Source organism: Chitinophaga agrisoli (assembly GCF_008386695.1).
GTDB classification, from domain to species: domain Bacteria; phylum Bacteroidota; class Bacteroidia; order Chitinophagales; family Chitinophagaceae; genus Chitinophaga; species Chitinophaga agrisoli.
Genome location: NZ_VUOC01000002.1, coordinates 1,004,723 through 1,018,171, shown reverse-complemented (window position 1 = coordinate 1,018,171; position 13,449 = coordinate 1,004,723). Strand labels below are relative to the sequence as shown.

Below are 13,449 nucleotides of genomic sequence, written 5' to 3'. Positions count from 1 at the left end.
TAGGGGAGAGTGTATAGCGGAAATTGACAGCGGAAAACGAAAAGAAATTTTACAATACAGCATGCGCATTTTTCATTGGCACATTAGCATATCAGCACATTAGCACATTATAGATTATCCAGCGCCTGCTGCGCGGCCTGTTTCATATTACCATCCATGCGCACCACTTCCTTAAAGATACGGCGGGCTTTACCGTTCTGGCCTTTATTCCGGTAACAAACGCCCATCTGGTAACGCGCCATTTCGCCAATGCGCGGGTTACCGCTGGACGACAGGCGCTTATACCTGTTGATCGCTTCGTTAAGATCGCCCTGCTGCTGGTATACCATCGCCGCCTTATACAGGAATTCATCCGTATCCATGGCGGTGGAAGAGCTGGCAGCGGGTTTGCTGCTCTCTTCCTTCTTTTCCTCTTTTTTAGGCGTGTTATTATGGGCTACTGTGGCAGCAGGCGTATCATTCCTGGCCGGGGCAGGTTTGGCCATCGCATTGCTGTCCGGCGCCCGCTTTACCGTATCCTTTACGGTCTTAGGCGGGGGCGCTTTCTTAGCGCTGTCCGCAGGCGTCAGTTTTTTGGCTGGCGGGGGCGCTGCCTTAACGGTATCTTTCTTCACCACCGGTATCACGGGCGGCGTAGCCGCGGCAGCAAGCGGTGCAGGTTTTGCGGTGCTGGTGCTGTCGGCGGGGGGAGGTAAGGGGGCAGCCGCCACGGAGGCGGCCGGCAGAACAGGGATGACAGGCCGGGCTACTACCGGTTTATGGTAGTTGTATTGTTGCATAAGGTACAGTATGGCGCCGCCGCCTACTATAAAGGCCACCAGCCAGAAGTAGATCAGCATGCTTTCCCGTTGCTTGGTTTTGCGCACATAGCGCTCCATTTTCTGCAGCTGGGATACCGGCTTTATGCTTTCGCGGATGTATTGCTGTATGTTGGCAGACAGGCCCTGGTATTGCTCCAGTTGCCCTTCCTGCTGCAATGCCTGCAGGGCCTCGAAACAAAGATCACAATCTACCAGGTGCTGCTCTACCAGGTGTTTCTCAATATCGGTAAGCCTGCCTTGCAGGTAGCGGGGCAGCTGATCTCTGTTCAGACAGCGGATACCGGCAAAGATCTTGAGCAGCTTTTCGTTCTCGTTATGGACAGTATTATTTGACATGGGCTTAATTCGTGAGTTGCATGGCCAGCTTGCTCTTCGCTTTTTTTAGCAGGGTGCGCACTTTTTCAGTGGTGTATCCTTTGTGAGCAGCCAGATCGGCAAAGGTTTTATTTTCCAGGTAAAATTGTTCGATCAGGTACCGGTCTTCGGCTTTTAAACTAGCTAATGCCCGTTCTACCTGGGCTATCAGCGCTTGTTTCTCTATCGTATTGGTGGCAGCTTTTTCCACCCTGTTCTCAGTATGTAACCGGTCTCTCGATTCCCTGGAAGGGTAGTAGGGCACTTGCTTGTCCGGGTTGGTTATATAAGCATTGACAGTCTGGTGCACCCACTCATTGGCCTTCTGGATCGTTTGTGTCTTCAGGCCATTACTAAGACGCTGCAATATGGATGGGAAAACAGTATTCATCGCAGCGCCCGGGTTATTTTTTATAGAGGGCAGGCACACGGCTACCAGCAGATGGCTGTATCGCTCCAACAATATGCCTTCTGCTTCCCGGTCCTTGAGTTTACGGGCCCGGGAGATCAACTCTTTGTCGGATAAATTGCTTAGTTGCTGGTACATCGTGTTATTATCTATATTTACGTATGAATCCAAAAATGGTTCAAATATTTTTATAATTTCTTATAAGACTTTACAAATAAGAACATAGTATTAATACAATTAATATGCCATACGCCATTATCGTAGTACCGGTTATGCCATTACGCGCGGAACATGCCCATAAAAGCGAAATGATCTCCCAGGGCCTCTGGGGCGAATGTGTTACCATCCTCGAAACCGGGCCAGACGGTTGGGTGAAGGTGCGTGGCCAGTACGATGGCTACGAAGGATGGGCCACCGCCAACAACCTCGAAACAATTGATCAGCAATTATTTGACGCTCCCTACACGCATTACGCCCCCCACTGGGTTACGCCGGTATCTATCAACGGCTGGCCTATGTACATTCCCTACGGTTGCCTGATCAAAGCGCCCAACGCTGACAGCAAACGCACAGTTTGGGGAAAGGCGGAGATACAATTTGAGGAAATCCAGCCTTTGCAAACCGGTAACCATAACGCTGATAGCCTGATGCGTATTGCCTCCCGCTTCCTGAATACCGGCTACCTCTGGGGCGGCCGCTCCGTATTTGGCATAGACTGCTCCGGCTTCACCCAATCCGTATTTAAGCTGCTGGAAATACCGCTGTTACGGGATGCCTATCAGCAGGCCACCCAGGGCATTACCGTAGATTTCCTGCAGGAAGCCCAAACCGGGGACATGGCATTCTTTGATAACGCAGATGGCCGTATTACACACGTAGGTATCCTGCTCAACGATCATGAGATCATCCACTCATCCGGCAAAGTGCGCATAGATTCAATTGATAACCAGGGCATCATCAATGTAGATACCGGCCTGCGTACGCATAAGCTACGGATTATTAAAAGAGTAAGCCGCTAACGCATAAAAAAGCCCGGCGCATCCGCCGGGCCCATATTGATGCAAGTGTGTGAGCTTATTTATTAGTGAACATTCGGTCATATGCCACGATGCTCTCATTGATGATCCTTTCCGCTACCTCTTTATTCTGGAACTCTTCCACCTTTACGGTCTTGTTCTCCAGTTTCTTGTACTCCTCGAAGAAATGACGCATTTCCGCGATGAAATGGGGCGGCAGCTCCGTTATATCGTTGATGTGGTTCACGCTCATGTCATTGGCGGCTACCGCGATGATCTTATCATCCGCCTCTCCGCTGTCGATCATCTGCATAACGCCTATCACCTTGGCGTCCATAATGCACAGCGGCACTACGTCTACCTGTGAAAGGATCAATATATCCAGGGGATCATGGTCATCGCAGTAAGTGCGCGGTATAAAGCCATAGTTGGCCGGATAATATACGGAAGAATACAGTACCCTGTCCAGCTTCAGCAACCCGCTGTCTTTATCCAGCTCGTATTTGGCACGGCAACCCTTCGGTATCTCAATAATGGCGTTCACAATATGCGGCGCATCCGATCCGGGATTAACACTATGCCAGGGATTCGTTGTCATATTCTACTTTGCTTTTTTATGGTTACTCCAATTTAATGTTACTGTTCGCATTGGTAGCTGCCCCGTTGCAGCATATAGCCGGATCAACGGCTTTGCCTGGATCTCATTGTTCACCGACTGTAAAGGCGGAGTAATGGCGGCCATAAGGCGGGCAGCACGGTTTACGTGCCGGCAAAAATAAAGCGCAAAATCCACATTCCAAACTTAAAATGCCTGGACAGGGGGGAGGGGTGGCGATGGAGGATGATTATTTGACCGGTACGGGTGGCATCAGGGTATCGGGCGGCATCATGTTACTGGAATCAAAGCTGGCGGGTGGTATATAGTTAGGGATGATACTTTCAAAGGTGAGGGAGATCTTCCATTGACCATGCTCTTTTATCAGCTGCAACATCTCCTTTTGTTTGGACGAGGAATTGAGGACCGTTACAGTGGCTTTGTCGCCATTTTCCTTACTGTCTATCACCTCTATCTTGGCATTCCTGATCTTTTCGCGTTCTGATTCGTTCCTGCGGGCGTCAAAGAATGAGTAAAGCTGGATCACCTGTTGCGACTCTTTGGTAGCGTACTCCCTGGCCTGCTCAAAATTAGAGACCTGGATGGCGTGCATAAATCCGAGCGCCACCTCTTGTGGTGTAGCCCGTTGTTTACAACCGCCCAGGATTCCTGTTATAAGTACCAGGGTAAGAATACGCAAATAATTGGTCATGCAGTTGCTAAATTAAAATATCATTAACAAAAATAGGGGGAAAGTCTAAATCTACAAAGAAAGCTATGCGCCCTCGCTTATCAACTGCAATCAACCACTGGAAACGCCCCCGATTCAGGCGTTGAACATACTATAAACGCTGTTAAGGAAGTGTTAATTGTGCTGTCTGGCTGATGGCAGCGGCCAGGCTCCCGCTGTTGACCTCCCGGCCCTGAAAACCAGGTGGGGAGTGGTATTGGCGGCCCGTTCAAGTTATACGGTCCATAGCCTGTAACCGGTATGGCTACGGACTATGGACCGTTCACTATTAAATAAATTAGCTGACTTTAATGCTCATCCTTTTCCTTGGCGCCTTCATAGGCCCTGATGATGGCCTTTACCAGGCGGTGCCTTACCACATCCTCTTCGTCCAGCTGCACATAGCCTATACCGTCAATATTCCGCAGGATCCGGGTGGCTTTCTCCAGGCCGGACCGCTGGTTCTTGGGTAAGTCTATCTGCGTAAGGTCGCCGGTGATGATGGCTTTGGCGGATGCGCCTATACGCGTAAGGAACATCTTCAGCTGAAGGTCTGTCGCATTCTGCGCCTCATCCAGGATAATGAATGAATTATCCAGGGTACGGCCACGCATGTACGCCAGCGGCGCTATCTCTATGACGCGGTTGGTCATGAAATAGCTTAGTTTATCCGCCGGTATCATATCGTCCAGCGCGTCGTATAAAGGCCGCAGGTACGGGTCGATCTTCTCTTTCAGATCGCCGGGAAGGAAACCCAGGCTTTCGCCTGCTTCCACCGCCGGGCGGGTAAGGATGATCTTGCGGACTGCCTTATTCTTCAAAGCCCGTACGGCCAGGGCCACTGCCGTATAGGTTTTACCGGTACCGGCGGGGCCTATGGCAAAAACGATATCGTTCTTTTCTGCCAATGCCACCATCCGTTGCTGATTGGCGGTACGGGCCCTTACGGTGCGGCCGTTGGGACCAAATACCAGTACATCATTCGGATTACGGTCGGTGAAGTTATCTACGCTCTTCTCCTCGTCGCCAAGGATCTGTTCGAAGTAGCCGTCTGAAAGATTGCCATTACGTTCCAGGTATTTCACGATCTGGCCTATTTTATCCTTGGCGGTAGCCACCTCTTCGGGAGCCCCGGATAATTTAAGCTGAGTGCCCCTGGAAAGAATCTTAAGCAGCGGGAATTTCTTTTTGAGCAAGTCCAGTTTTCCGTTGTTGACGCCGAAAAACTCGATAGGGTTAATACTATCCAGATTAATAATTGATTCTGTCAAATTCTACTATGGTTTTAGCTAATGATCTGTAATATAAATGATTTTCGCGCAAACCGCCAGCCCTTTTTGTTAAGCAATTACTAAATCCTGTAGCCGTTCTGTTTAAAGGCTTCTACGCGTTCAGCAACGGCCTTGTCGCCCAGGGCCAGGATACGCGCTGCGAGGATGGCGGCATTCTTTGCGCCCGCCTTACCAACTGCCAGGGTGCCTACAGGCAAACCAGCCGGCATCTGTACGATGGAATATAAAGCGTCTATACCACCGGGTAAACCGCCGTCCAAAGGTACGCCTAATACCGGTAAGGAGGTGTAGGCAGATACAACGCCAGGTAAAGCCGCTGCCATACCAGCCGCTGCAATGATCACACCATATCCGTTTTCCTGCGCTGTGATGCAGAGCTCGCGCACCTTGTCAGGGGTACGGTGGGCAGATGCTACCACCATATCGCCGGTGATGCCGAAATACTGAAGAAAATTCTGCGATTCCTGCATTACCGGTTTGTCGCTTTCCGAACCCATTAGGATCAATACTTTCATCTTTTATAAGTTTTTGCCGGTCAAAGATAATTTAACCTTTGTAAATCTGGGAAATGGAAAATCCACAACGGTGGAAAAATAAGGGACCAGCTAACAGGAATGCTCGTTGTAACAGGTTTCTCATCGCCCCCATGGGTTCTCCTCCCTGGCCCCAAATCGTTTATCCGTGCCAAGTTTTCAACTGCCTGCCCCACAAGGCATTCCGCCAAAAATGAAAACAAACCACCCCCGGCTGAGAATCAAATTATGCTTACATTTAAGCCCTGAATATTCCCCTACTATGAATCGGCTTAACTTGATTTTTATCGTGGACGATGATCCAATCCACCAGCAGATAGCGCAGATAATGATAGACAGACAGGGGATCAGCCATGCGATGAGGACGTTTTCTGACGCGCAGGAAGTATTGGATTATCTCCATGGGCATGAACAACACCGGGACAAACTGCCGGATGTAATACTGCTGGACCTTAATATGCCCGTAATGGACGGGTGGGACTTCCTGGAGGCCTATGCAGGCTTTTATACCAACCTTTCCAGGAGTATCCAGATCTATGTACTGACCTCCTCCATCGATGAGAATGATAGAGAACGTGTGCGTTCCTATTCCTTTGTAAAAGGATACCTGACAAAACCCCTGTCAAAAGAGATCATCCTCAGTTTAGCGGAATAATTACTGACCTGCGGCTTTCAGCTGCCTGATCACCGCTTCGGGGTCCGGGGCGGAGAAGATATTGCTGCCCGCCACCAGCACATCGGCGCCGGCTGCCACGATCTCTGCTGCATTATCTACGGTAACGCCGCCATCCACTTCAATAAGGGCATGCGCTTTATGTTCCGTGATCAGCGCCCGCAGCTGGCGCAGTTTGGGCAGGGTTTGCGGAATAAAGGCCTGGCCGCCAAAGCCGGGGTTTACGGCCATCACCAGTACTACGTCAATATCATTAATGATATTCTCCAGGATCTGTACAGGGGTATGCGGGTTCAGCGCCACGCCGGCCTTCATGCCCAGTCCTTTTATCTGCTGGATATTACGGTGCAGGTTAGGACAGATCTCTGCATGGACCGTTAGCTGTTGGGCCCCCGCCTTTTGAAAGGCCTCGGCATATTGTTCGGGGCGTTCTATCATCAAATGCACGTCACACATTTTGCGCGCATGTTTGCTTACATGGGAAATAACGGGAATACCATAACTGATATTGGGTACAAAGTGGCCGTCCATCACATCCAGGTGCAGCCAGTCGGCCTCGCTGCGGTTCACCATATCCACTTCTTTTGCCAGTTCCAGGAAGTTAGCGGCCAGCAGGGATGGCGCTACTAATACGTGCTTCTTTTCCATTTTGTAAAGCTAATGATTCTAATCTATTTCGTGATCCTCTCCAGCGCGGCTTTCGCTTCCGGGTAATCTTTGCGGAAGGTAACGGCCTTGGCATAGTCGCTTTGTGCAGCATCTTTATTGCCCAGCTGCTCATAACACAGGCCGCGGTAATAATAGGCGGTAGCGTCTGTGGGCCTGGCTTTGGCGGCCAGAGTAAAATCGCCCAGCGCAGCTTTCCATTGCTTGCCGTTAACGCTCATTTTACCCAATGCAATATAAGCATCCGCATAACCGGGGTCCGCTTCTATACAACGTTTATACGCTACGGTTGCTTCCTTTGGTTTGCCGGCGGCCTCAAAATACTGGCCCATTGCATACAAAGGTTCCGCATTGGCGGGATCCTGGGAATAGGCCATTTCGTAATAGCGGGCAGCGGCGGCATCCTGTCTGGCGGCCAGCAGGTCTGCCAGTTCCATTACGGCTTCGTATTCACTTTGCGGGCCCGCCTTGTCTACGGCGGCTTTCAGATGGCTAATGGCCTGCAGGGTATCTTTATGATCTTCCGCAATGCGGGCCTTCAGGTAAAAGGCCTGCGCGTAACCTTGTGGCTGTTGCGCCATAACGGTGGCCAGGCTGTCTGCACGGTCATAGGCTTTACGCTCTATCCATGACATGGCCAGGCGGTATTGGAGATAAGTATTGGCAGGCGCTGTATGCAGGGCTTTCTCAAAGAATTGGGCGGCTTTATCATATTGTTCCGTTACCAGCGCGGACTCGCCGGCTCCCGCCCAATGATCAGTGATGGTGGGCTGCAGGTTGGCGGCTTTTTCAAAATCATGCAGCGCTAATGCCGGATCTGTATTAAAAAGCAGCAGGGCACGGCGAAAATAGAGGCCGGCCTGGTCCGGGAACTGACGGATAGAATCGGTAAGCGGTTTTATCATCGTTGATTCCAGCACGGTATCGGCCGCCGGCGTTGTGGGCCGTCTGGCGCTCTGCTGCTGGCAGGCAAGGCAAAGGGTAAATAGTAATAAAGGCAGGTACTTCATAGGAGGCGAAAATAATAATAATGTACGGATGTGTAAATGTGAAGATGTTTGCATGCGGGTAGAGTATACGGGGTTCAGACGGCGTAGATACGGGTGCTTATGGGGTTGAGCATAAATGCAACGTGGAGATAAGGTGGACTAAACGTGGACTTAATGTGGACTTGATATGGACAAACTGTTGAAAATGAATGGAATAGTTAGGAAGCCCATCGGGCCCCCTAACTTAGTATTTTGAATCAGGCGTGCATCATCCATTCTTTTAATGCCGCATATTCCGCCGGTAGCTGAACGGCCTGTTTTTCCAGGCTGTAAAGGGCTTTCACCCGGTCTGGAATAGTAATGGCGGTTTGCAACGCAGCGGGCGCAGTATCTGCAAACTTCACCGGGTGGGCGGTTTCCAGGAATATGCCGGTAGCGCCATTTGCCCCTGCTGTCAGTTGCAGGTATTGCTGCAAGCCCAGATAACCCACTGCACCGTGCGGGTCCATCATATAACCAAATTCCTGCCAGATTTGTTGCATAGCCGCTACTGTTTGCACATCCGTAAAACTGTAGGAAGAGAGCTTTTCCTGCAGGGCAGGCAAACTGTTGGCAGATAACTCCAATATCCGTACGAAATTGCTGGGATCAGCTACGTCCATCGCATTGGAAAGGGTAGGCGTGGCCGTATGCGGCTCATAACGGCCGTTCTGCATAAAACGCGGCACCGTGTCATTGACATTGGTGCTGGCTATAAAATGCTGTATAGGCAAACCCATAGCGGCCGCCATCATGCCTGCGCAAATATTGCCAAAATTACCGCTGGGTACGGAGAACACGATATTATCCGGCTGGGCGCCCGCCGCCTTGGCTTGTTTGGCGGCCAGCAGGTAATAGAACATCTGCGGCAGCCAGCGGGCTACGTTAATAGAGTTGGCAGAGGTAAGCAGGCTGTGTTGCTGCAGCTCCTGGTCCAGGAAAGCCGTTTTTACCATGCGCTGGCAATCGTCAAAGCTGCCCTGGATCTCCAGTGCCGTAATGTTGCCATTGAGCGTCGTAAGCTGTTTTTCCTGCAGGGTGCTTACCTTACCGCTGGGGTACAGGATCACCACCCTAACGCCGGGTACATGATGAAAACCATGGGCCACCGCGCCGCCCGTATCGCCGGAGGTAGCTACCAGCACGGTTACCGGGCGCTCGTCATTACGGCGGAAATAACCCAGGCATCCCGCCATAAAACGCGCGCCTACATCCTTAAAAGCCAGGGTAGGGCCATGGAACAGTTCCAGCGAAAAGATCTTGTCCGTAACCGGCTGCAGCGGAAAAGGAAAGCTAAGCGTATCCTGTATGATCTGCTGCAGCTTTGCCGCCGGGATCTCTTCGCCTATAAAAGGCTGTATAGCCCGGTAGGCTATATCAAAATCATCATAGTTCTCAAGGAAGTCCACCAGGTCTTTTTCCAGCGCCGGTATATGGTCCGGGAAATAAAGCCCTTTATCCGGCGCCAGGCCTTGTACTACGGCCTGCTCAAAGGATACCTGGTGTTGTTTATGCTGTAAACTGAAGTATTGCATTTTCGAATTTTAGTGGCCATCAGCCATTACTCTGTACTTAATATCTTTACCCCTTCTTTATTGATGGGGGACACATGCACCTTATAATCCACGCCCAGCGGCGCATACACGCTATCCATCGTAGCGGCTACCTGCCTGGCTACTTCTTCGCCCTTGCTAAGCATGAACACCGAAGGGCCGGAGCCGGAAATACCGCCGCCCAGCGCGCCTGTTTCCTTGCATTTCAGCTTAAGCTCATAAAAGGCGGGGATCAGGATGGCCCGTACAGGCTCTACGATCACGTCTTCCAGCGCACGGCTGATAAGGCCATAATTCTCCTGGTAAAGCCCTGCTACCAGCGCGCCTACATTGCCCCACTGGCGAATGGCGTCTGTCATCAGCACCTTTTGTTTAAGGATCTCGCGGGCGTCTGAGGTCTTTACCTCTATCTGTGGATGGATCACCGTTACCCAAAGGTCTGCCGGCGTATGCAGGCCGGTAATATCCAGCGGCTTATAGCTCCGTACCAGGGTAAAACCGCCCATAATGGCCGGGGCCACATTATCCGCATGGGCGGCGCCACTGGCCAGGCGCTCGCCTTCCATGGCAAACCGCACCAGCTGTTTAGGCGTAAAGGGCTCACCCAGCAGGTGATTAGCGCCTACAACCGCGCCGGCGGAGCTGGCCGCGCTGGAGCCTATACCGCTGCCAGGCTGTATGTTCTTAAAGATCTCTACTTCAAAACCGGTATCCGGGTTGTCATATTTCTGCAGCAGCGCCTGCAGGGCTACGCCCGCCACATTCTGCGCAGGATCCGTAGAAAGGCGCGCGCCATGCACGGCCTTGATCTGTACGCCGGGCTGCTCGCTTCTGCGGATGATCATTTCATCGCCAGGGGCGTCCATCGCCAGGCCTACCACATCAAAGCCGCATGCTACGTTGGCTACAGTTCCGGGAGCGAATACTTTTATGCTATTCATGTAAACTGTGTTTCATTTTAACTGTTCGTAATTGACCCTATCTCACTGTTCTGATGATATCCGCAAAGATGCCAGAGGCCGTTACATCTGCGCCGGCGCCAGCGCCTTTTACAATAAGGGGCTGCTGGGAATACCGGTTGGTGGTATATAATACAATATTGTCCTTCCCTTCCAGCTGGTAGAAAGGATGATCCGGCGCTACGGATTGCAGTCCCACAGAAGCTTTCCCGTTCTGGTAGCTGGCCACAAACTTAAGGCGTTTACCCGCTTTGTCCGCCTGCTCGCGTAGCTGCAGGAAATGGTCCGCATGCACATCCAGCTGCTCATAGAACTCCGCTACAGAAGGGGCTTCCAGCGCGGCTGCCGGCAAAAAGGAGTGATTGGTGATATCTTCCAGCTCCATCACCGCCCCGCTCTCCCGGGCCAGTATCAATATCTTGCGCATTACATCGGTACCGCTCAGGTCTATACGCGGGTCCGGCTCTGTGTAGCCTTCATCCTGCGCGGCTTTTACCACCTCGCGGAAAGAAGCGCCGTTCACAAAATGATTGAATACAAAATTGAGGCTGCCGGATAATACCGCTTCAATACTATTCACCTTATCACCGCTGCGGATCAGGTCATTGAGGGTGTTGATCACCGGCAAACCTGCGCCTACATTAGTCTCAAAAAGGAAAGAGGCATTGTAGCGGCGTGCCAATTCCTTTAGCTGTTTATAATAGGCAAAGTCTGCGGAGCAGGCTATCTTATTACAGGTTACCACGGAAATGCCATGTTGCAGGAACTCGCCATATACGGCGGCTACTTCCGGGCTGGCGGTATTATCTACAAATACGCTGTTGCGCAGGTTCAGCGATTTTATCTTTTGTACAAAACCCCACATATCGGAGGCTTCGCCTTGCTCCTGCAGCAGCTCGCGCCATTTGGGCAGATGGATGGTCTCATGGCCAAAGAACATCTTACGGCTGTTGGCAATACCGGCAACGCGCACCTGCAGGCCCAGTTCCTGTTGCAGATAGCCATGCTGCTGCTCCAGCTGCTCCAGCAGTTTGCTGCCTACATTGCCTACGCCGGCAATAAATACGTTCACCTGTTTTAGCGGCGTTTCAAAAAAGGCTTCGTGGATCACGTTCAGCGCTTTTTTAATATCCGGGCGGTTGATCACGGCAGAGATATTCTTTTCTGTAGAGCCCTGGGCAATGGCGCGTACATTCACGCCGTTACGGCCCAATGCGCCAAACAGCTTGCCGCTGGTGCCGTGGTGGTTCTTCATCTTATCGCCTACTACGGCTACAATACAAAGATCCCTTTCCACAATCAGCGGCTCTATCTGCTTTTCCTGGATCTCCTGTGCAAACTCGCTGTCTACCGTGGTTTTGGCCTTCAGCATATCCGCTTCATGTATGCCTACGGTAATGGAGTGCTCAGAAGAGCTTTGGGTAATAAGGATCACGTTGATGCGTTCCTGCAGGAGGGCGTCAAACAGGCGGCGGGAAAAACCGGGGATACCTATCATACCGCTGCCTTCCAGCGTAAGCAGGGCTATATGCTGTATACCGGAGATACCGGTCACGGGAAAACCGCGGTCACGGCCATCCAGCACATGGATAAGGGTGCCATGGTCTTCCGGCGCAAATGTATTCTTGATCCAGATAGGGATCCGTTTATTCATTACCGGCTGTATGGTAGGGGGGTAAATCACCTTGGCGCCAAAATGTGACAGCTCCATGGCCTCCTCATAGCTGATATGGGGGATGGGGATGGCTTGTGATACCAGGCGGGGATCTGCGGTCATCATACCGCTAACATCCGTCCAGATGTCCAGTACCTCCGCATTAAGGGCGGCGGCCATAATAGCGGCCGTGTAGTCGGAGCCGCCCCTGCCCAGGGTAGTGGTTTCCCCATCTGCGCTGGCGGCCACAAAACCGGGCACGATCACATAATCTGCTTTCTCCTCCTGGAAGTATTCGCCTATCTGGTGATTGGTGGCCAGGAAGTTTACATGGGCATTGCCAAAATTGGCGTCTGTTACGATCAGCTCCCGGCTGTCTTTCCAGGCGGCGGGGGCGCTGAGCTGTTTTAGCTTTTCTGCCAGCATATAGGACGACATCAGTTCGCCAAAGCTCATGATCTTGTCCAGGGAGCGCTTACTTAACTCGCCCACCTGGAAAATGCCATCGCACAGGATCTCCAGTGCATTCAGCTTTTTCTTTACCTGGCTTATCAGGCTGCTTTGCGCCGTAATAGGGAACAGGGTGCGGATGGTGTCCAGGTGCTGGGCCTCGATCTCCGCTAATAAGGTCTTGTACTGCTCCTGGCCCTGACCGGCCAGCTGACCGCATTTGATAAGTTTATCGGTAATGCCTCCCATGGCGGAAGCTACCACTACAAAGCGGCCCTGGGGTTTCTGATGTAATATGATATTACAAACCTGTTCTATTGCCCGGGTACTGCCCATGGAAGTACCTCCGAATTTTAATACCTGCATTGTGAAGAATCTAATTAGTGGGTATGTAGAAAGAACTCTCCCCGTTTCCTTGCGGGGCTACCACCGGAGTGGTCTTTAGATCATATGTTTACATTAACCCCGCACAGGGGTTGTAATGGTGGAGATTGTTGTAATAGTGCTGAAGCCAACTCCGGAGAAGGAGCAGGCAGCGGGCGCAGTGTATGTAAATACTGATAGCACTATTATAAGATTTTGACTTTACGACAACAAAAGTGGAAATTTTATTGGTAAAAAACAATAGGATTGTCAAAGTTTTGAAATTTTTCAAATAAAATGTTGTTAGTAAGCATAAATACTAAATAAGGGCCGGCAATGCCGTTTTTGCCGGA

Annotated in this window: 13 protein-coding genes; 2 read left to right on the top strand and 11 right to left on the bottom strand. The window is 51.3% G+C overall.

All coding sequences use genetic code 11. The features are described from left to right. Positions 1-107: 107 nt before the first annotated feature. Complete coding sequence (locus F0L74_RS11465; protein WP_149838001.1) at positions 108-1,157, bottom strand: tetratricopeptide repeat protein; 1,050 nt, start codon at positions 1,155-1,157, stop codon at positions 108-110. Positions 1,158-1,161: 4 nt separating this feature from the next. After that, on the bottom strand, positions 1,162-1,755 hold the full coding sequence (locus F0L74_RS11460) for an RNA polymerase sigma factor (RefSeq protein WP_149838000.1): 594 nt from the start codon (positions 1,753-1,755) through the stop codon (positions 1,162-1,164). A 71-nt stretch (positions 1,756-1,826) separates the two neighbouring features. Here F0L74_RS11460 and F0L74_RS11455 point away from each other — a divergent pair, with 71 nt between their 5' ends. Beyond that, on the top strand, positions 1,827-2,603 hold the full coding sequence (locus tag F0L74_RS11455) for a C40 family peptidase (RefSeq protein ID WP_213086942.1): 777 nt from the start codon (positions 1,827-1,829) through the stop codon (positions 2,601-2,603). A gap of 55 nt (positions 2,604-2,658) precedes the next feature. Here F0L74_RS11455 and F0L74_RS11450 read toward each other — a convergent pair whose 3' ends face one another. The 4 genes from F0L74_RS11450 to purE all read right to left on the bottom strand — a co-directional run bounded on the left by F0L74_RS11450 (position 2,659) and on the right by purE (position 5,732). Beyond that, the gene (locus tag F0L74_RS11450) at positions 2,659-3,198 is read right to left on the bottom strand and encodes an inorganic diphosphatase (protein ID WP_149837998.1); all 540 of its coding nucleotides are present in this window, start codon (positions 3,196-3,198) and stop codon (positions 2,659-2,661) included. 247 nt (positions 3,199-3,445) lie between these two features. After that, positions 3,446-3,907 (bottom strand): DUF4878 domain-containing protein, encoded by a 462-nt coding sequence (locus F0L74_RS11445; protein ID WP_149837997.1) that lies wholly within the window; start codon positions 3,905-3,907, stop codon positions 3,446-3,448. Positions 3,908-4,233: 326 nt separating this feature from the next. Further along, positions 4,234-5,196, bottom strand: coding sequence for a PhoH family protein (locus F0L74_RS11440; protein WP_149837996.1), 963 nt, complete (start codon positions 5,194-5,196; stop codon positions 4,234-4,236). 80 nt (positions 5,197-5,276) lie between these two features. Further along, positions 5,277-5,732, bottom strand: coding sequence for a 5-(carboxyamino)imidazole ribonucleotide mutase (purE, locus tag F0L74_RS11435; protein ID WP_149837995.1), 456 nt, complete (start codon positions 5,730-5,732; stop codon positions 5,277-5,279). Positions 5,733-6,039: 307 nt separating this feature from the next. Here purE and F0L74_RS11430 point away from each other — a divergent pair, with 307 nt between their 5' ends. Then, entirely contained in the window at positions 6,040-6,405 is a 366-nt protein-coding gene (locus F0L74_RS11430) for a response regulator (RefSeq protein WP_188315966.1), read from the top strand. Here F0L74_RS11430 and rpe read toward each other — a convergent pair whose 3' ends face one another. The 5 genes from rpe to thrA all read right to left on the bottom strand — a co-directional run bounded on the left by rpe (position 6,406) and on the right by thrA (position 13,099). Further along, positions 6,406-7,071, bottom strand: coding sequence for a ribulose-phosphate 3-epimerase (gene rpe, locus F0L74_RS11425; RefSeq protein ID WP_149837993.1), 666 nt, complete (start codon positions 7,069-7,071; stop codon positions 6,406-6,408). A gap of 23 nt (positions 7,072-7,094) precedes the next feature. Then, positions 7,095-8,099: a tetratricopeptide repeat protein gene (locus F0L74_RS11420; protein ID WP_188315965.1), complete on the bottom strand. Its 1,005-nt coding sequence runs from the start codon at positions 8,097-8,099 to the stop codon at positions 7,095-7,097. Positions 8,100-8,335: 236 nt separating this feature from the next. Further along, a complete protein-coding gene (gene thrC, locus F0L74_RS11415; RefSeq protein ID WP_149837991.1) occupies positions 8,336-9,652 on the bottom strand; it encodes a threonine synthase in 1,317 nt (438 codons plus the stop codon). A gap of 26 nt (positions 9,653-9,678) precedes the next feature. Next, the gene (locus tag F0L74_RS11410) at positions 9,679-10,611 is read right to left on the bottom strand and encodes a homoserine kinase (protein ID WP_149837990.1); all 933 of its coding nucleotides are present in this window, start codon (positions 10,609-10,611) and stop codon (positions 9,679-9,681) included. A 37-nt stretch (positions 10,612-10,648) separates the two neighbouring features. Next, positions 10,649-13,099, bottom strand: a complete 2,451-nt coding sequence (gene thrA / locus F0L74_RS11405) for a bifunctional aspartate kinase/homoserine dehydrogenase I (protein WP_149837989.1) — start codon at positions 13,097-13,099, stop codon at positions 10,649-10,651. Positions 13,100-13,449: the final 350 nt, after the last annotated feature.

Coding starts and splice junctions, on each gene's coding strand:
- F0L74_RS11465 (WP_149838001.1), bottom strand. CDS start 1,157: ATGTCAAATAATACTGTCCATAACGAGAACGAAAAGCTGCTCAAGATC.
- F0L74_RS11455 (WP_213086942.1), top strand. CDS start 1,827: ATGCCATACGCCATTATCGTAGTACCGGTTATGCCATTACGCGCGGAA.
- F0L74_RS11450 (WP_149837998.1), bottom strand. CDS start 3,198: ATGACAACGAATCCCTGGCATAGTGTTAATCCCGGATCGGATGCGCCG.
- F0L74_RS11445 (WP_149837997.1), bottom strand. CDS start 3,907: ATGACCAATTATTTGCGTATTCTTACCCTGGTACTTATAACAGGAATC.
- purE (WP_149837995.1), bottom strand. CDS start 5,732: ATGAAAGTATTGATCCTAATGGGTTCGGAAAGCGACAAACCGGTAATG.
- rpe (WP_149837993.1), bottom strand. CDS start 7,071: ATGGAAAAGAAGCACGTATTAGTAGCGCCATCCCTGCTGGCCGCTAAC.
- F0L74_RS11420 (WP_188315965.1), bottom strand. CDS start 8,099: ATGAAGTACCTGCCTTTATTACTATTTACCCTTTGCCTTGCCTGCCAG.
- thrC (WP_149837991.1), bottom strand. CDS start 9,652: ATGCAATACTTCAGTTTACAGCATAAACAACACCAGGTATCCTTTGAG.
- F0L74_RS11410 (WP_149837990.1), bottom strand. CDS start 10,611: ATGAATAGCATAAAAGTATTCGCTCCCGGAACTGTAGCCAACGTAGCA.
- thrA (WP_149837989.1), bottom strand. CDS start 13,099: ATGCAGGTATTAAAATTCGGAGGTACTTCCATGGGCAGTACCCGGGCA.